The 18,978-nt window shown below is 50.7% G+C and carries 16 protein-coding genes; 15 read left to right on the top strand and 1 reads right to left on the bottom strand.

The window, feature by feature from the left end:
- Positions 1-4: 4 nt before the first annotated feature.
- The 9 genes from ACFQNG_RS02185 (at position 5) to ACFQNG_RS02145 (ending at position 12,873) form a co-directional block, all read left to right on the top strand.
- Positions 5-1,159: a murein hydrolase activator EnvC family protein gene (locus ACFQNG_RS02185; RefSeq protein WP_379863181.1), complete on the top strand. Its 1,155-nt coding sequence runs from the start codon at positions 5-7 to the stop codon at positions 1,157-1,159.
- Positions 1,160-1,191: 32 nt separating this feature from the next.
- Entirely contained in the window at positions 1,192-2,247 is a 1,056-nt protein-coding gene (locus tag ACFQNG_RS02180; RefSeq protein ID WP_379863179.1) for a murein hydrolase activator EnvC family protein, read from the top strand.
- A 177-nt stretch (positions 2,248-2,424) separates the two neighbouring features.
- On the top strand, positions 2,425-3,510 hold the full coding sequence (locus ACFQNG_RS02175) for a murein hydrolase activator EnvC family protein (protein WP_379863178.1): 1,086 nt from the start codon (positions 2,425-2,427) through the stop codon (positions 3,508-3,510).
- A gap of 89 nt (positions 3,511-3,599) precedes the next feature.
- Positions 3,600-4,685, top strand: a complete 1,086-nt coding sequence (locus ACFQNG_RS02170) for a murein hydrolase activator EnvC family protein (RefSeq protein ID WP_379863177.1) — start codon at positions 3,600-3,602, stop codon at positions 4,683-4,685.
- Between the two features lie 96 nt (positions 4,686-4,781).
- Positions 4,782-6,245 carry a S41 family peptidase gene (locus tag ACFQNG_RS02165; RefSeq protein WP_379863176.1) on the top strand — a complete coding sequence of 488 codons (1,464 nt, stop codon included), beginning with the start codon at positions 4,782-4,784 and terminating at the stop codon, positions 6,243-6,245.
- Positions 6,246-6,321: 76 nt separating this feature from the next.
- Entirely contained in the window at positions 6,322-7,479 is a 1,158-nt protein-coding gene (locus ACFQNG_RS02160; protein ID WP_379863175.1) for a PDZ domain-containing protein, read from the top strand.
- A gap of 164 nt (positions 7,480-7,643) precedes the next feature.
- The gene (uvrB, locus tag ACFQNG_RS02155; protein ID WP_379863174.1) at positions 7,644-9,623 is read left to right on the top strand and encodes an excinuclease ABC subunit UvrB; all 1,980 of its coding nucleotides are present in this window, start codon (positions 7,644-7,646) and stop codon (positions 9,621-9,623) included.
- 3 nt (positions 9,624-9,626) lie between these two features.
- Positions 9,627-12,512: an excinuclease ABC subunit UvrA gene (gene uvrA, locus ACFQNG_RS02150; RefSeq protein ID WP_379863173.1), complete on the top strand. Its 2,886-nt coding sequence runs from the start codon at positions 9,627-9,629 to the stop codon at positions 12,510-12,512.
- Positions 12,513-12,669: 157 nt separating this feature from the next.
- On the top strand, positions 12,670-12,873 hold the full coding sequence (locus ACFQNG_RS02145) for a small, acid-soluble spore protein, alpha/beta type (protein ID WP_379863172.1): 204 nt from the start codon (positions 12,670-12,672) through the stop codon (positions 12,871-12,873).
- Positions 12,874-13,019: 146 nt separating this feature from the next.
- Here the strand turns inward: ACFQNG_RS02145 and ACFQNG_RS02140 are convergent, their stop codons facing one another.
- Positions 13,020-13,940 carry a trypsin-like serine peptidase gene (locus ACFQNG_RS02140; RefSeq protein WP_379863171.1) on the bottom strand — a complete coding sequence of 307 codons (921 nt, stop codon included), beginning with the start codon at positions 13,938-13,940 and terminating at the stop codon, positions 13,020-13,022.
- A gap of 90 nt (positions 13,941-14,030) precedes the next feature.
- On the opposite strand from ACFQNG_RS02140, the gene ACFQNG_RS02135 reads away from it, so the two are divergent.
- The 6 genes from ACFQNG_RS02135 to ACFQNG_RS02110 all read left to right on the top strand — a co-directional run bounded on the left by ACFQNG_RS02135 (position 14,031) and on the right by ACFQNG_RS02110 (position 18,975).
- The gene (locus tag ACFQNG_RS02135; RefSeq protein ID WP_379863170.1) at positions 14,031-14,393 is read left to right on the top strand and encodes a hypothetical protein; all 363 of its coding nucleotides are present in this window, start codon (positions 14,031-14,033) and stop codon (positions 14,391-14,393) included.
- A gap of 335 nt (positions 14,394-14,728) precedes the next feature.
- Positions 14,729-15,517, top strand: a complete 789-nt coding sequence (locus tag ACFQNG_RS02130) for an ABC transporter permease (protein WP_379863169.1) — start codon at positions 14,729-14,731, stop codon at positions 15,515-15,517.
- A gap of 3 nt (positions 15,518-15,520) precedes the next feature.
- Positions 15,521-16,309, top strand: a complete 789-nt coding sequence (locus ACFQNG_RS02125; protein ID WP_379863167.1) for an ABC transporter permease — start codon at positions 15,521-15,523, stop codon at positions 16,307-16,309.
- Between the two features lie 8 nt (positions 16,310-16,317).
- Positions 16,318-17,283 carry an ABC transporter ATP-binding protein gene (locus ACFQNG_RS02120; protein ID WP_379863166.1) on the top strand — a complete coding sequence of 322 codons (966 nt, stop codon included), beginning with the start codon at positions 16,318-16,320 and terminating at the stop codon, positions 17,281-17,283.
- 13 nt (positions 17,284-17,296) lie between these two features.
- Positions 17,297-17,707 (top strand): DUF302 domain-containing protein, encoded by a 411-nt coding sequence (locus ACFQNG_RS02115; protein ID WP_379863165.1) that lies wholly within the window; start codon positions 17,297-17,299, stop codon positions 17,705-17,707.
- 188 nt (positions 17,708-17,895) lie between these two features.
- Positions 17,896-18,975 carry a permease gene (locus ACFQNG_RS02110; protein WP_379863163.1) on the top strand — a complete coding sequence of 360 codons (1,080 nt, stop codon included), beginning with the start codon at positions 17,896-17,898 and terminating at the stop codon, positions 18,973-18,975.
- Positions 18,976-18,978 lie beyond the last annotated feature (3 nt).

Raw genomic sequence — 18,978 nt, 5'->3', positions numbered from 1 at the left:
GAACGTGAAACGGAAAAACCTAGTCGGAATGTTGCTCATGACACTAGTTTTTTCTTTAATGCCCCAAGGAATCAGCTTGGCATATCCCAACTCCTCTGGCATTGAACAACGCAGAGAAGACATCAAGCAGAATGACAAGGAGATTCAGCAACTAGAGAAAAAGAAAAAGCTGGCCGAGCAAGATGAACAGGTGATTTTGGGTGAAATCGAAGCCAAAGAAAAGGAACTGAACCAGTTGGAACGGAATGTGTATGAAACCGAACAACGGGTTGAGCAGGGCAAGCGGACGTTGGCGGAGATTGAACAGTTGTTAAAGGAAAAGAAACAAACTTATTACAATCGTCTGCGAACCGTTTATTTACAAGGGAATGTGTTTTATTTGGAGATGCTGTTGAAGTCTGACACGTTTGGCGATTTCCTCGAGCGGATCGACCTGATCACGATGATCAACCGCTCCGATCGCCAACTGCTGAATCAGTATCGACAAGAGCAACAACTGTGGCATCAGACGCAGGTGAAGTTACAAGAGGAACACAGGCGGTTGGAAGAACAAAAGCGAGTGGCCAAACAATCGTATGATGAGCTGCAAGCCAAAATGGATGAGCACAAGGAACTGGTCGCTTCCATCGACTCCAGCCTGCAAGAGTTGGAAGAGAAAAACGAAGCGGCCAAAAAAGAGCTGAACCGCATGGTGGCCGAAGCGGAACGCCAGGCCAAAGAGCGCGAGCGGCAACAGTATACGGCGGCGGCCGGCAACGGTGCCGACGGGGAATGGCTGTGGCCCGTTCGTGGCGGGGTGCTCACCTCCTCCTTCGGCTCACGTTATCATCCTGTTCATCATACATATAGAATGCATGAAGGCATCGATATCGGTGCCCCGATGGGGACACCGATCATGGCCGCCGCGTCCGGTGAAGTGATCGAAGCACGTCCATCTTCCGGGTATGGTTACATTGTGGTGGTTTATCACGGGAACGGATTGTCCACCTTGTACGCTCATATGTATGCCAACACGGTCAAAGTGCGGGTGGGCGATCAGGTGAAACAGGGGCAAGAGATTGCGGCGGTGGGGAGCAACGGTTGGGCCACCGGTCCGCACTTGCATTTTGAGGTGCACGAAGATAGTAAACCTGTCGATCCGATGAAGTACTTCCGCTAAAGGGAGAGCGACAAAGGAAGGGAGCATCTGGCGTGATACGATCTTGGAGTATCGGTCTCCTGGCGGCAACCCTGATCTGCCAAATGACTTGGACCCCTGGGGCTTGGGCTGAAGGTAACACGTCTGACAGCAGCAAGTTGAAACAGATTCAAGAAGATAAGAAACAAGCGGAAAAAAAGGTGGATGCCGCTCAGGCTGAATTGAATGAGGCCAAGGCGAAAGTGGACCAGATTGAAAAGGAAATCGGACAAATTGAGGATCAGATTACGGAGCAAACGTTAAAGCTGCAAGCGAGTCAAAAGGAATTGAACAAGAAGCAAGAGAACTTCCATGCGGTCATCACGCGCATGTACCAGAAAGGGCAAGCTCACTATCTGTCATTTGTGCTGAGCGCCGACAGCTTTGATGATTTCTTGGCTCGCTTTGAGATGGTCCGCATGATCCTGAAACGCGAAAAAAACGTGTTGGATGAATATAAGAAAACGCAGCAGGATATAGAAAAACAGATTCAAGCGATTGAACAAAAGAAAAAAGAAAAAGAGCCTTACTTGAAAGAGGCCCAGACTGAACTGGCCAACTACACCAAAGTGTACAATCAGCATGCTTCGCAATTGAAAAAATTGAAGCATGAAGAAGCGGTAACCAAAGAGGCGATTGAGCGCAAAAACCGCGCGGTTCGGGCGGCAAATGCGTCAGGTGCCAATTACGGAACGGGTGAATTGGCGTGGCCGCAACCGGGAGGAACGGTCACTTCCCCATACGGTTGGCGGAACGGACGCATGCATGAGGGCATCGATATCGGCAATGACATCGGTTCCCCGATCCTCGCGGCCGATGACGGTGTGGTCGTGCTGACCAAATCGGATCCGGACGGATATGGGTATTATGTGGTGATCGATCATGGGAATGGCTTGAAAACCTTATATGCCCACATGTATTCCAGCACCGTGACCGTCAGTGTGGGCGAGCGGGTGCGGAAAGGGCAGCGGATCGCATCAGTGGGGAACAATGGTCGTTCCACCGGACCGCATTTGCATTTTGAGACGCACAAAAACGGCACACCGGTCAATCCGATGCAGTATTATTGATGGGACGTGCAGGGTCTGATGGCGCGATGTGGATAAAGATAGAGGGATGAATGGTCGATCTAATGGTTCCCCAGGGGGAATGGTTAGGTCGACTTCCCATTTATGGAGCGATTTTGTCCAAATCTTGACGGGGTAAACCAAATCTAGAGAAGAGATGTGTGGGGGGGCATCAAGCAGATGAAGAAAAAGCTAGTCGCAGTGGCACTCATGGCTTCTCTCATCGCGATGGGCATGCCACAACAGCAAGCGGGGGCAGAAGTGACGCGGGAACAGGTGCAGCAGCAGCGCGAGAAGAAGGGCGAGTTGTTGCAGAGCAAGAGCAAATATACCGAGGAAATGAAGCAATACGAACGGGAGATCAACAAGCTGGAAGCGGAAATCGAGGAGTTAAATAAGGAGTTCGCTCCACAACAGAAAAAGTTGAAACAGGCGAAAGATGCGTTGGCTAAACAACAAGAAGAGTATAACAAACTGATTCGTCATATGTACCAACGCGGTGAAAACAAATACATGGCCATGTTGTTGTCAGCCAACTCGTTCAACGATTTCCTGCACCGCTTTGAGGTCGTGCGCATCATGGCCAAATCTGATTTTGCCAAAGTGAAAGCCTTTAGAGAAAAGGTAGAATTGGCCAAGAAGGAAAACAAAAAGTATTATGAGCTGGTCTCCAAGATCGATGCGAAGCAGCAAGAATTGAACGCCAAGCATCAGAAGTTAGTTGCGGAAATGAAAAAGATCGATGGCAACCTGGAAGCGATCCAGAACTGGGAAGAAGCCAATGAAGATGAGATCTTGCAGATCAACCTGGAAGATTGGCGGAATGGGAAGTTGCGGTTCCCGTACACCGGTCCGCTCTCCAAACCCACCAATACAAGGAAAACCTCGGGCTTCGGCGGACGGTACCATCCGGTGCTGGGAACATACAAGAAGCACGAAGGGATCGACTTTGCCGGTCCATTGGGCACGCCCGTGAAGGCGGCGGCCGATGGGGTGGTGGTGGCGAGCCGGCCTTCTTCCGGTTATGGCTGGTTGATTACCATTTACCACGGACAGTATAAGGGCCTACCCTTTTTCACCCAATATGCCCACAGTTTTCCGGGACAAGTGAAGGTGGAATTGGGACAAGAAGTGCATCGCGGTGAGCAGATCACCTCGGTTGGGAACAATGGCCGTTCCACCGGACCCCACTTGCATTTTGAGGTGCGTATCGGCAACGGGGAGCGTCCACCCGCATACAATCCGGATAATTATATTAAGTATTAAAAGAGATACATTGAATCGATTCCGTTCTTGGCCGGTCTGCTGCCCCGTTTCTGAAGACAAACGGTTGAAACATCAGGGGAGGACATTAGATGAATACCAAGCGACTAACGGTGTTTCTTTTGGCCGCTTTATTGGTGACAGGCATGCCCCTACAACAAGCGGGGGCAGAGGTGACGCGTGAGGAAGTGCAACAACAACGGGAGAAAAAAGGGCAACTGCTGCAAGACAAGAGCAAGTACACCGATGAAATGCGGCAATACCAGCAAGAGATTGACGAACTGGAAGCGCAAGTCGATCAGTTGGGAAAAAAGTTCGCACCGCAACAAAAAGCTTATAAAAAAGCCAAAGATGACCTCGAACGGCAGCAAAAAGAATATAACAAATTGGTTCGCCACATGTATGAGCGCGGCGAGAACAAGTATATGGCCATGTTGATGTCCGCGAAGTCGTTCAATGATTTCCTGCATCGCTTTGAGTTGGTGCGCATTTTGGTCAAAGCCGATTTCGCGAAAGTGGTGAAATACCAAGATGTCTTGAAAAAAGCGAAAGAGGAAAGTAAAGAATACTTCACCCTGGTGAATCAAATTGAAAAGAAGCAAGAGGAACTAAGTGCCCAGCGCAAAAAACTGGATGAAGCGATGAAAAAGATCGAAGGCAATTTGCAGGCGATCCAAAACTGGGAAGAAGCCAACGAAGACGAAATCCTGGAGATCAACCTGGAAGACTGGCAGAACGGCACATTGCGCTTCCCGTACACGGGTCCCCTCTCCAAGCCGACCAGAGGGCCGAAAACGTCCGACTATGGCATGCGCTTGCATCCGGTTCTCGGCTATTACCGGATGCACGAAGGGACTGACTTTGGCGGCGGGTACGGCAAGCCGGTCTATGCGGCGGCTGACGGGGTGGTTGTGTCCAGTCGCCCCTCCAACGGTTATGGTTGGTTGATTACCATATATCACGGCCAATATCAGGGGAAACCCTTTTTCACCCAATATGCGCACAGTTACCCGAGTCAAGTGAAAGTGGAGCTGGGCCAAGAGGTGCATCGGGGGGAGCAGATCACCTCGATCGGGGACAACGGGCTTGGTTCAGGGGCGCACTTGCACTTTGAGGTGCGCATCGGGTATGGCGAACGTCCACCTGCCAAGAATCCATTGAATTATATCCGTTACTGATGTCCTGGATTGGACGACTAATTTGATAACGTGTATCATAGATTGGAGAGTGTACAAGTTTCTCCTTCGGGCGAGTGGCCAAAAGGTGGTGTATCCGTGGTATTTAAAGGAAGAACCGTAGCGGTTATCGCGATCGTCGCGATTGTATTCAGCAGTCTCGGTACAGCTCTGATAGTGGGTAAGGGAGGCCTTATCGACCAGTGGGAAGCGGGAACGTTACTCTCCGGTGACCCCTCACAAGATGCGTCGTTTGAAGAGCACGCCGATAAGTTGCGTCAAGCGTATGCGGTGATCAAAGGGAGCTATGTTCACGAGGTTAGCGATCAGAAGTTGATCGATGGCGCGATTCAAGGGATGGTCAGCGCGCTGGGCGATCCATATTCGGCTTATATGACGCCCAAGCAGGCCAATCAATTCAAAGAAGATTTACAGTCATCATTCACAGGGATCGGGGCAGAAGTGACCATCAAAAACGGCCGCTTGACCATCATTTCCCCGATCAAAGGATCTCCCGCGGAGAAAGCGGGCGTTCGTCCGGATGATCAAGTGCTGAAGGTAAACGGACAAAGCTTAGAGGGCTTGGATGTGAATACGGCCGTAGGCAAAATCCGTGGTCCCAAAGGAAGCAAAGCCAATTTGGAAATCATCCGTCCAGGTGTGAGGGAACCGCTTCACATCACCATTGTTAGGGACGAAATCTCCTTGCACACGGTGGAAGCGACGATGTTGCCCGACAAGATCGGCCGCATCACCGTGACCCAGTTCTCCGAGAATACGGCGAAGGACTTCGCCGGCGGCTTGAAGAAGCTGGAGGGTGAAGGCATGAAGGGCCTCGTCATCGATGTGCGCGGGAACCCGGGTGGCTTGTTGCCCGTTGTGCTGGAGATGTGCGATCAGTTGGTGCCGGGCAAGAAAGCCGTGATGATCATGGAAGATAAAGAAGGCAACCGCAAGACGTACACCTCCAAGCTGGATCAAGCGAAACCTTATCCTGTGACGGTCTTGATCGATAAAGGGAGTGCGAGCGCTTCCGAAATTCTCGCCGCCGCATTGCGGGAATCGGCGGGTTATCCGTTGGTGGGCGAAACCTCCTTCGGCAAAGGAACCGTGCAGACGACCGAAGAGTTCGATGATGGCAGCAACATCAAGCTGACCATGGCGAAGTGGTTGACGCCAAAAGGGAATTGGGTTCATCAACAAGGCGGCACCAAAGGCATCAAACCGGATGTGAAAGTGCCTCTGCCATCCTATATGCACGCCATTCCGCCACAAGCGGAAAAACCGCTCGTTCGTGACCAAAACTCGACAGAAATCAAACATATGCAAACCATCCTTGATGCGCTGGGCTATAATCCGGGTCGCCAAGATGGATATTTTGATGAACGGACGGAGCAAGCGGTTAAAGCGTTCCAGAAGACCAAAAGTTTGCCGCAAACGGGCCAGCTGGATCAGAAGTCGGCGGAAGTGTTGCAAACCGCTTTTATCGATTTCGTGCGTGATCCGAAGAACGATGTGCAGCTGCAAGTGGCTGTCGAACTGCTCAAGAAAAAAGCGAAATAAAGGATTTACCGCAAAATTGTAGAAGTAACCCCAAATCTTGCTGTTTGGGGTTACTTTTCATTTTGGAGGAATGCGTGTGGAAGTAGGTTGGTTGTCGGTTTGGTTATGGATCAAGGCTTGGGTTTGGTTAGGGATTCATCCGGGGAGTTGGCTGGCTTTGGCCCTTTTGCTGATGCAGGTGATGGGGCTGTCCCGGTATGAACGAAAGTGGTTTGCGACCCGGTTAACGCCCCCCGTCCCTCTGGCGGTGCGAACGTGGATGCTGGGGGGAGTCTTGGGTGTCGGGTTGTCGATTTGCCTGCTGTGGGGAGAGTGGCAGATTCGAACGGCGGATCTGGGGTGGATCTGGGCTTGCACGTGCATCTTGGCGCTTGTTCGGGCAAGGTGGGCGTGCATCGCCTATTCGGCCGGCTTGGTCATCTTGCTCCAGGGTTGCTTGACCTTGGTGCCGATGACGGGCTTTCCGCTATCATTGCAACCATATGTACAAAGCTTGAGCGAGGTGCAAGCGGTCGATTGGCTGTGGATCGTGGCCAACGCGCATCTGGGCGAGTGGCTGTTGATTCGTTTGGACGGAAGCCAAGGGGCCTATCCGGTTCGCGTGAAAGGAGAAACAAGCCAAGTGACCCCGGCGCTTCGGTTTCACAAGGTCTGGCCGTTTCCGTTGGTGCTCGGGTTCATGCCCGTCCCCTTGTGCCTGGGCTTTGGATGCCTCAATTACGCGAAACCGCTGGAACAGGAACAGCGGCTCGCTTCGACCATGACTTTGCTTTATGCATTGGCCTTGGCCGGGTTAACCAGTTTGGCGGAATTCTGGACGGGCGGGATATGGGTGGCGGCGGGGTTTGCCATTGCCGGACATGAGGCGATCGCGGTTTGGAATCACCTGCGCGTGAAAAAGTTAAGCCCTTATTACGTATCGGATGGTCATGGCATTAAAGTGATTGCCGTGATACCCCACAGCCCGGCGGCGAGCATGGGGATCAAGCCAGGCGATGTGATTCACCGCGTCAATGGCAAAAGCGTGCCCACCATGGCCGCGTTGTTGCAAGTGACGGAGAAAGCGGCTTTTTGCAAGGTGGAAGTCTTGGATGAGCATGAGGATCGGCATATCATGCAAAAGGCTCTGTATGAGGATGATCCGCGCCATCTGGGCATTATCGGGGCTTCTTGCTTTGGTACCGCCATCCAGCGGGTTCCGGTGATCCGGTCAGGAGCGACCACGTCGCAATAGCGGTTGTTGATGAGGCCCCTTTGACAGGGGTTCTTTTTTTGCCTTTAAAGGGCAAAGCTGGAGATACACAAAAGTGACAAAAAGCGGAAAAGGAACGGATGTTCTCCGGTTGAAATGGTTTATGTTATAATATCCTTTAAGTGAGAAAAGAGGTGAAAGCGAGGATGGAGAAGAGATTCCAGTTGGTTTCTGAGTTTGAACCGCAAGGAGATCAACCACAAGCGATACAAAAGTTGGTGCAAGGAATTGAACGGGGAGAACGCTACCAAACCTTGTTGGGGGCCACGGGAACGGGCAAGACGTTTACCATCGCGCAAACCATCAATCAGGTGAACAAGCCCACTTTGGTGATCGCGCACAATAAAACATTGGCCGCGCAGTTGTGCGGGGAGTTAAAGGAGTTTTTCCCCAACAATGCCGTCGAATACTTTGTGAGCTATTATGATTACTATCAACCGGAGGCGTACATTCCCGCCACCGACACTTATATTGAAAAAGATGCATCCATCAACGATGAGATTGACAAATTGCGCCATTCTGCCACCAGTGCGTTATTTGAACGGTCTGACGTGATTATCGTGTCGAGTGTTTCCTGCATCTACGGATTGGGTTCGCCGACAGAGTATAAGGAAATGCTGTTATCGCTCAGGGTGGGGATGGAAAAAGAGCGGAACGAAGTGTTGCGGAAGCTGGTTGATATCCAATATGAGCGGAATGACATCAACTTTACGCGCGGAACGTTCCGCGTGCGGGGCGATGTGGTGGAGATCTTCCCTGTCTCTCGCAGTGAACAAGCGGTACGGGTCGAATTTTTTGGGGATGAGATTGAACGGATACGTGAGATTGATGTGTTGACGGGAGAAATATTGGGGGATCGTGAGCATGTGGCCATTTTTCCGGCGTCCCACTATGTGACACGGCAGGCCCAACTGGAGCGGGCTCTCAAATCGATCGGGCAAGAGCTGGAAGAACGGCTGAAGGAGTTGCGGGAGGCGGGCAAACTGCTGGAAGCCCAACGGCTTGAACAGCGGACACGCTACGATATGGAAATGATGCGGGAAGTGGGCTTTTGCTCTGGGATTGAAAACTACTCGCGCCATCTGGTGGGGAAAAATCCGGGGGAAGCCCCTTACACTTTGTTGGATTACTTCCCTGATGATTACTTGATCATCGTGGATGAGTCCCATGTGACCATCCCGCAGATCAATGGGATGTACAACGGGGACCAAGCTCGCAAAAACATGTTGGTGGAGCACGGGTTCCGCTTGCCGTCGGCGAAGGATAACCGTCCGCTCAAATTCAGCGAGTTTGAAGAGAAGATCAACCAGATTGTTTTTGTCTCGGCGACGCCGGGGCCCTATGAGTTGGAGAAGGCTCCGGATGTGGTGGAACAGATCATTCGTCCGACCGGTCTCATCGATCCGGTGATCCACATTCATCCGATCAAGGGACAGATCGACCATTTGATCGGGGAGATCAATCAACGGATCGCCCGTGATGAACGGGTGTTGGTGACCACCTTGACCAAGAAGATGGCGGAGGATTTGACCGATTACCTGAAAGAGATCGGCATCAAAGTGCGTTATCTGCACTCGGATATCAAGACGATTGAACGGATGCAGATTCTGCGTGATTTGCGTTTGGGTGAATTCGATGTCTTGATTGGGATCAACCTGTTAAGAGAAGGATTGGATTTGCCGGAAGTCTCGTTGGTGGCGATTCTTGATGCGGACAAAGAAGGGTTCTTGCGGTCGGAGCGCTCCTTGATCCAGACGATTGGCCGCGCGGCGAGGAATGCCAATGGTCAAGTGATCATGTACGCGGATACGATCACCGACTCGATGCGGCGCGCGATGGAGGAAACCGAGCGTCGGCGTGAGATTCAAATCGCTTATAACCAGAAGCATGGCATCACGCCGCAGACGATCAAGAAGAAAGTGCGCGACGTGATTGAAGCGACGAAAGTGGCGGAAGACAAAGCGGAGTACCAAGTGGAAACACAAACGAAGAAGTTGTCCAAAGGGGAGCGGCTCAAGCTGATCGAACAGATGGAAAAAGAGATGAAGCAAGCGGCCAAAGAACTCAACTTCGAACGTGCAGCCGAATTGCGTGACCTCATCTTGGAACTTAAAGCGGAGGGTTAAGGTATGGCTCAAGAGAATATTGTGATTCGTGGAGCGCGGGTTCACAATCTGAAAAATATCGATGTCACCATCCCGCGGGACAAATTTGTGGTCGTGACGGGACTGAGCGGCTCGGGCAAATCTTCGCTCGCCTTTGATACGATCTATGCCGAAGGGCAGCGGCGTTATGTGGAGTCGCTGTCCGCGTATGCGCGGCAATTTTTGGGACAGATGGACAAACCGGATGTGGATGCCATCGAAGGGTTGTCCCCAGCCATTTCGATTGACCAGAAAACGACGAGCCGCAATCCGCGTTCGACCGTCGGCACGGTGACGGAGATTTATGACTACTTGCGCTTGATGTTTGCCCGGGTTGGTCATGCGCATTGCCCTGAGCACGGCACCCGCATCACCTCGCAAACGGTGCCGCAGATGGTGGACCGCATCATGGCGCTGCCTGAGCGGACGCGGATCCAGATCATGGCGCCGCTGGTGAAAGGACGCAAAGGGGAACATGTCAAGTTGCTTGAAGACATTGCCCGCCAAGGCTACGTGCGGGTGCGGGTGGACGGCGAGATCAGGGATTTGTCCGATGAGATTCAGTTGGAGAAAAACAAAAAGCATACGATTGAAGTGGTCATTGACCGGGTGGTTGTGAAAGAAGGCGTGGAGACAAGATTGTCCGATTCATTGGAAACGGCGCTCTCTTTAAGCGGAGGCGAGGTGCTGATCGATGTGATCGACGGGGAAGAGCTGTTGTTCAGCCAAAACCTCGCTTGCCCTGAGTGCGGTTTCAGCATCGACGAGCTGTCGCCACGGATGTTTTCTTTTAACAGCCCGTTTGGCGCTTGTCCGACTTGTGACGGGTTGGGGAGCCGGATGGAGATTGACCCCGACTTGGTCATTCCCAATCCCAAGCTGTCGCTTGCGGAAGGGGCGATTGAGCCATGGGCCTCCACAACGAGCACTTATTATCCGCAGTTGTTGGAAACGGCTTGCCGGCATTTCGGCATTGATATGAAGAAGCCGTTTGAAGAGTTGGACAAGAAGCAGAAAGAGATTATTCTTTATGGATCGAAGGAGCGCTTCCCTTTCAAATATACGAATGAAAACGGCTTTACCCGGGAGTCGCAAACGCTGTTTGAGGGAATCGTCCATCATCTGAATCGCCGTTACCGGGAAACCGGTTCCGAATTGATGCGCGAACACTTGGAAAGCTACATGAGCAACAAAGCGTGTCCCACATGCAAAGGCGCGCGGCTCAAAAAAGAGATGCTGCATGTGACGGTCGGCGGCAAAAACATTGATTATGTGACCCGGCTGTCGATCAAGGAAGCATATGAGTTCTTTGATGGGTTGCAGTTATCCGAGAAAGAGACGCAGATCGCCCGCCAAGTGCTGAAAGAGATTAAGGAACGGCTGGGCTTCCTTGTCAATGTCGGTCTCGATTACCTGACATTGAGCCGGTCGGCGGGCACCCTTTCCGGTGGGGAAGCGCAACGGATTCGCTTGGCGACCCAAATCGGCTCCAGCTTGATGGGTGTCCTTTATATCTTGGACGAGCCGAGCATTGGCTTGCACCAGCGGGACAATAACCGTCTGATCGCCACCTTGGAGAAGATGCGGGATCTGGGCAATACGCTGATTGTGGTGGAGCATGATGAAGATACGATGCTCGCTTGCGATTATATCATCGATATCGGACCGGGCGCGGGAGCCCATGGGGGGCGTGTGGTGTCGGCGGGAACACCCGCTGAAGTGATGGCAGATGAAAACTCGTTGACGGGGCAGTACCTGAGCGGGCGCAAGTTCATACCTGTACCGGAGGAGCGACGCCAACCGAATGGCAAGTGGATCACCATTAAGGGAGCCAAGGAAAATAACCTGAAAAACATTGATGTGAAAGTGCCGCTCGGGATCTTTACCTGCGTGACGGGGGTATCCGGCTCGGGGAAAAGCACGTTGGTCAATGAGATTTTGCTGAAAGCCGTGGCCCGCGAGGTGAACAAGGCCAAGGCGGTGCCAGGCAAACACCGGAAAATAGAAGGAATCGAGCATGTTGACAAGGTCATCAACATCGACCAGTCCCCGATCGGTCGGACACCGCGCAGCAATCCGGCAACTTATACGGGCGTGTTTGATGATATCCGCGAAGTGTTCGCTTCCACCCAAGAAGCCAAAGTGCGAGGTTATCAGAAGGGGCGCTTTAGCTTCAATGTGAAGGGCGGACGTTGCGAAGCTTGCCGCGGGGATGGCATCATCAAGATTGAAATGCACTTCTTGCCCGATGTGTACGTGCCGTGTGAAGAGTGCAAAGGCAAACGGTATAACCGGGATACCTTGGAGATCAAGTACAAAGGGAAAAACATTTCCGATGTTTTGGAGATGACGGTGGAAGAAGCGGTCGATTTCTTCCAAAACATCCCGCGCATCAAACGCAAAATCCAAACGCTATATGACGTGGGACTCGGTTATATGAAGCTGGGCCAACCCGCGACCACCTTGTCCGGCGGGGAGGCGCAACGGGTGAAGTTGGCGTCGGAGCTGTATAAACGGAGCACGGGACGCACGTTATACATTCTGGATGAACCAACGACCGGGCTTCATATCGATGACATCGCCCGCCTGTTGAAAGTGTTGCAACGTTTGGCGGAAAATGGGGATACGATTGTGGTCATCGAACATAACCTCGATGTGATTAAAACGGCTGATTACCTGATCGACTTGGGTCCCGAAGGCGGCAACGGCGGTGGAACGATTGTGGCGACGGGCACGCCGGAAGAGGTGGCCCAAGTGGCCGGTTCCTACACGGGCCAATTTTTGGCTCCCGTGATGGAACGGGACAGAAAGCGCATGGCCAAGCATTTCGCCGGTCTGGAACAGCAAGCGGAGCCGATGGAAGCGAAGTGACGGGTGAATGGCAAGGATGTTCCATGTGACGATGTTTTATGCCGCTAACGGCGAATGCCGATTTTCCTATATTTTCCATGATGGACCAGATGGAAAAAAGGCAAGCTAACATATAGCAAGACGTCTTTCATAACCTACAGAAAAGGGAGTGAAGGGCATGGCCAGAAGAAACAACAAACTTGTGGTTCCCGGAGCGCGAGCTCCGTTGAATCAGATGAAGCGAGAGATTGCCAACGAGTTTGGTGTGGAACTGGGTGCGGATGCAAGCGCCCGCGCGAACGGTTCTGTAGGCGGTGAAATGACCAAACGTCTTGTCTCGATGGCTTCGCAGATGATGAAGCGAAAAAAAGTGGGGGAATGATCCCCCGCTTTTTTTGTTGAGACCGATAGATGGAATGCAGAGCTTGTTGGCAATCCCATGATTCATTCAAAGGAACGCTGATCATAGGGAAATAATAATAAAGGCTGGAATAATCATCAATCCAGCTTCCTTTTTGTAGTATAAGATTAACCGTTGTCGTTGGCCCAATCTAATAAAGCGTTCTTATGGCTTGTGGTGAGTTCAGGGGACCAAACGGTTGTGCTGTTTAATCCTACAGCAGCTAATACACCGTTTTTACTGTTGAAAACGGACCCTCCACTCATGCCCCCTGTGACATAACAATTATGAGTGATTACATCATTCGAGGTATCGAGGTCCGTACCTAGACTGCTGTACATCCAATAATAACCCTTATCACCTGGATAACCAGTTGAATTCAAACCTTCTCCCTCATCATGATCAGTGTCGCGAATGTTAAACCAGTTGTTATAGCTTTCATGTAAGTTAATGACAGCGATATCATATTGAACATCGTTATAATTCGTATGATCTGGATCAGGTGGGGATGCATTGACCCAACCGCTCCAAATGGTAAAATCAGTAGAAAAGGAATACCCATAGGGATAAGTGTTTTCTCCGTTTCTGGCGGGGTTGACAAAAGCCCCTGTTTTCCATGTGTTGGTATACGTGTCATAAACACAATGGGCAGCAGTTACAACTGTATTTTTGTCAATGAACCATCCCGAGCAAACATACCAACCGCCATCACCTTGGACTTCAAGTTGAGCGATTGCGTTATAAGGATAATTCGTTGTGGGACTGATTAATCTTCGATTATCGGTTGCCAAAGTTGAAACGTCGTTTGATTGAGTTATTTCGTCGCTTGAACTTTCTTGCATTGTACCCATTTGTTTTTTTGTGTTTCCAATAGTACCAGAAGAACTTATGGTGGTATAAGGGCTTTGCTCTTGTAGTATGTTGAGTTGTTCTTTTGTTAAGTTTTTAGTGGGTTTATTTGTTTTCTTGGTTTTAACAAGTTTAGGGTTAAAACAATAATAGGAATCGACTTTCTTATCATTTTTCGAACCTCCATTCTTTTCATTCAATTATAATATTATAATATTATAATATTGTTTCATTTATTTTCAATATTGATTTATCATTTTGATAAATAAACTGAAGTTGAGGTGGTTAGATTGCGTTTTTTATTAATCATGATATTAAATTCATTGATTCTCGCAGGTTGTTCATTAGGGGAGACAAAATCAAAACAACCGCAACCGATACAGGTTTCCAAAGTGACAGTTCAAGTGACGAATGAAAACCAAGAAGTGCTTCCTGATCACGCTGTGGAGATTATTCCTGTAGGTGAAACGGAAAAAGATAATCAAAGTGTCATACCGCAAGCATTATTGACCGATGCGAAAGGGAAAGTTGAGAAACAAGTGGTCGTGGGGAAAAAATATAAGATAAGGGTTTTAACTGTTATAAAGCAAATCAAGGTGCCAGATAAGAGCTTTTCAGTGAAGATAGTAATTAAAGATGGTAAAAAGTCTTGAAAAGAACAAACAACCGACACCGATTTATGATGGGTGTCCTTGTTTGTTGGTGATCTACTCGCCACTAAAGTGGCTGAGCTTCTTCGCTTCATCTGGCGGAATAACCTGCATCCATCCACGAAGGTTCTCACTTCATAAAATAGCATCTTTCTTGTGGGACATGTCTCTCAGTTTCATCATCAATTGGATGTTTGGCAGAGTACAAGCTCTAGAGTCATTTTGAAGGGGAATAATATCCCCCGCATTTTTTCATGTGTCGTTGAAACAATATTTACAAAACTATTTATATTATATAAAATATTGAATTGCTGACTTTTTGAGTTGGGAGGGATGGTGTGGTTTACTGGGAACTGATCAAAAAAGGTTTTCGGCGTGAATGGCAGTATCGGTTGTCACATGTGATCAACAACGTGGCCAGTTGCTTGTTTGGGTTTGTCTTTATGGCGATTTGGATCGGGGTGCTCTCCGGCAAAGAACATGCGAGCGCATACTCCATTCAGGAAATGATCCACTACATGGGTTTTACGCAGTGCATCTTATGGGTGACGGCCTTTCTGACACCGGGATTGGACATTCAAACCAGCGTGCGAACAGGGGTGATCAGCCTCGAGATGGTTCGGCCCGCTTCTTTTTATTTGGCTTACCTCAGCCAAGAGACGGGCAAGATCGCATACAGCACCCTCTTTCGCACGGGCATGTTGGCCTTGGCTTTTTATCTGTTTGCCGGGTTTTACGTGCCCAAACATGTTGGGCATTTGCTTGTGGCCCTGGTATCGCTGGGACTGGCCGTTTGGATTGCGTTGAATTGCAGTTACTTGATTGGCATCAGCGCCTGCTGGACGTATGAGGTCCGTTGGGCTCACTTGACTTACACCACTTTGCTGTTTGGGTTGGGCGGACAATTGGTGCCCGTGGAATATATGCCGGGTTTTTTGGCGGACCTGACTCCGTATCTTCCTTTTGCCAGCATCATCTATTATCCGACGGTTCTCTATCTGGAGAAAGTGACAACGGGATGGGAGGAAATCTTCCTGCTGCAAAGTGCATGGGGCTTGGTGTTGTCACTCATCAATCGGTGGTTGACGGAACGGGCCAGGCGCAAATTGGAGATTCAAGGAGGGTAAGGGATGCTGAAGCTGTATGGTGTGTTGGTCCGGGCGAGCTTGCGCGCAAGCATGCAGTACAAAACGGACTTTTTGTTGTCCGCGCTGTCCCATGGCATCATCATGGTCACCGATTTTGTTTTGTTGGCGGCGATTTTGTTGAAGTTTGACGATATCGTCGGCTGGTCGTTGGCCGAAGTGGGGCTTTTGTATGGCATCTCCACGATAACGATGTCGCTGTACCGCCTGTTGGCCCCCGAGTTGCACGAGTTTGAAAAATACATGATCCAAGGGGAATTTGACCAATTGTTGATTCGTCCCGTGTCACCGCTTTTCTTGCTGTTGGCGCGGAAACTGGATTTGGGGCGCATCGGCGGGGTGGTGCAAGGCGTCTTGGTATTGGGATACTCCTTTACACACCTGGGGACGAGCCTCAAGGTGGTTTGGGAGTTGCTCCTCTATCTCCCCATCACCCTCCTCAGCGGACTCCTCATCTCTTTTGCCTTGAGCATTGTGACGGCAACCGTGGGCTTCTGGACGGAACGCATTCGCGATTTTCAGTCGTTTACCCTGTACGCCCCGTACAATGCCGCCAACTTCCCGCTATCCATCTACCCGGACTGGCTCAAAGGCTTGTTCCTGTCGATCTTGCCGGTGGGATTCATGAACTATTTGCCGATCGCGACGCTGCTTGGCAAAGGGGGACATCCGCTCACCCTGTTCATTTCCCCGTTCTTTGCCTGCGTCTTTTTGGCGGGGGCGCTCGGATTCTGGCGATTTGGATTAAGGCATTATCATGGCACGGGGAGTTGAAGAACGCGATGATACAAGTACATGAGTTAACCAAAGAATTTGCGACGGCGACGACGGGAGCGGGCGTGATGGGAGCGTTTCGGTCCCTTTTTTCACGGGAAGCGGTGCGGAAAGTGGCGGTGGACCATATCTCGTTTGCCATTGAGACGGGGGAGTGTGTGGGGTATCTGGGTCCGAATGGAGCGGGCAAATCCACCACGATCAAAATGTTGGCGGGCATTTTGCATCCCACCAGCGGGGACATATCCGTGCTTGGCTACCACCCGGGACGGGAACGGAAACAACTGGCTTACCAGATGGGGGTGGTGTTCGGACAGCGCACGCAATTATGGTGGGACTTGCCACTTCGGGACTCTTATGAGATTTTGCGGCATATGTATCATTTGGATGAGCGGAGGTATCGGCAATTTTTGGAGAAGGTTGACCATTTGCTGGAGATCGGCCAGTTTCTCGACACACCGGTCCGCAAACTTTCACTGGGACAACGGATGCGGGCCGACCTGGCCGCCGCGCTCATTCATGATCCGCCGCTCCTCTTTCTCGATGAACCGACGATTGGCCTTGATGTCGTGGCCAAAGAGCGTATTCGCCGGTTTTTGAAAGAGTTGTCCCAGGAACAGGGGAAAACGATCCTATTGACGACGCATGATATGGATGACATCGCATATCTATGTCATCGAGTTCTGGTGATCAATCATGGTAAACTGGTGTTGGACGGGTCAATGGAAACATTGCGGTCGCGGATCGGATTGCCCAGTGTGATACGCATTCTTTTTCAGGGGATTCCCAACGTCCAGCCGCTTGCCGAAGCGGAAAAAGTGGAAACCGATGGAGCGAAGGTGACCATTTATTACGACCGGCAGAAGGTGTCACCTCCCACGATCTTGAACCGAGTGTCCGCATGGGGGGATTGGATCGATGTGGAGATGGCCGAACCGGAAATTGAAGAGATGATCAAACGGATTTACCGTTAAGGGAGGCGTGATGATGGAAAGCATTCGCCTGGAGATGGCGGGCACGGTGGAACAAGCGATTCGCTTGGTGGAACGCCATTTGCCGGAAGAGAAGTGCATCTTGTTGTGGAAGTATGATGTGGCGACCAAACTGCTTGAGCAAGGGATTCATTTGGAACAAGAAACGGTGATTTTGGAGGTTTCCCAGCCAGACTTGACCAAAAAATTATTATCCCTTTATCCCCATGCCGCTTACTTGCTGCCGCTGAAATTAACCGTTACACGCCACCCGGCAAAGGAATTGGTCGAAGTGAAGCTGGTCAGGGCCAGCATGCTGGCTTCCTTGGAGGGCGATGATGCGGCGCGGCAACTGGTGGAAGAGATGGAGGATAAACTGGTCCGCGTCATGAAGCGCTGCGAGGAACAGTGGCAGGCGTCGGCTTAAGGAGAAGCGAGAAAAAACTCGCTTCTTTTTTTGTCGCTAAATCTTAAGAAAGGATCGATTGACAGTGCATAGAATTAAACCATACAATGCTAGTATCAAAATAGGAATGATTCTTATTTGATTGCATAGAGTAGGACAAAAAGTGATCGAAGCGAAAGCTTGGAATAACATTTTTTAGGAGGATGATGATGGGCCGGATTCTCAAAAACTATGTTCCTGAATTGACAGGGATTCTTGTCTTGGGGCTCATTTTTTATTTTGTGACCTCAGGGGTTCCCCTGCTTGCTCCCTTAACGGATATCACGCGCGGTTGGAGCGACAACCTATCGAGTGACTTACATAACTTCACCACGATTTTCCTCAGCCTGTTTATCGAAGGATTGCCGTTTATCCTGTTTGGCACCTTGTTGTCCAGCTTCGTGCATGTCTATGTGAAGGAAGATACCTTGTGGCGCTTTTTGCCCAAGCATCCGGTGCTGGCGATCCCGCTGGCGGCTTGTTTCGGTTTGATCCTGCCCATTTGCGAATGCGGGATTGTGCCTGTGGCCCGGCGGTTGGTGCAAAAAGGGCTGCCCAGCTACATCGCTTTCACCTTCTTGCTGGCCGTGCCGATTGTGAATCCGATCACCATCGCTTCCACTTATATGGCGTTTGGCGATTCGTGGGAGATGGTCTGGATGCGCACCGGCGTTGGGGCGGGAATTGCCATGGTCATGGGGATCCTGTTTTACCTGTTTTTCAGGGACAAGCCGGTGTTAAAAGAGGAAACGGAGGCGAAGCGGGAGACCGCTTGTTGTGATGGTTCCCATGATCACGATCATGACCATGGGCATGAACACGGAGGGACTTGCACCCACCACTCGCATGGGGAAGAGAGCCGAATGATGCATGCCTTGTCCCACTCCGTGTTCGAGTTCATCGATATGGGCAAATACTTCTGTCTGGGTGCGTTTATCTCGGCGGGATTCCAAACCTTTGTCGGTGTGGCCGCGATCAAGCAATTTGCCCAATATGAAGGGATTGCTTTAATCCTGATGATGGCGTTGGCGTTTTGCCTGTCGATCTGTTCATCGGCCGACGCGTTTTTGGCCGCCTCCTTTCGTTCGGTGCTGGGACAAGGAACGCTTTTGGGCTTCCTCGTATATGGGCCGATGGTGGATATGAAGAATGTGTTGATGATGGCGGGTGGTTTCAAGCGCTCGGTGGTTCTCTTTTTCGTCGGTGGAACCACATTGGTCACGCTCTTGACGATATGGATTTTCTTTTAGCTG

It is taken from the genome of Laceyella putida, from assembly GCF_042665195.1.
GTDB classification, from domain to species: domain Bacteria; phylum Bacillota; class Bacilli; order Thermoactinomycetales; family Thermoactinomycetaceae; genus Laceyella; species Laceyella putida.
This window is presented reverse-complemented; position numbering and strand designations above follow the sequence as displayed.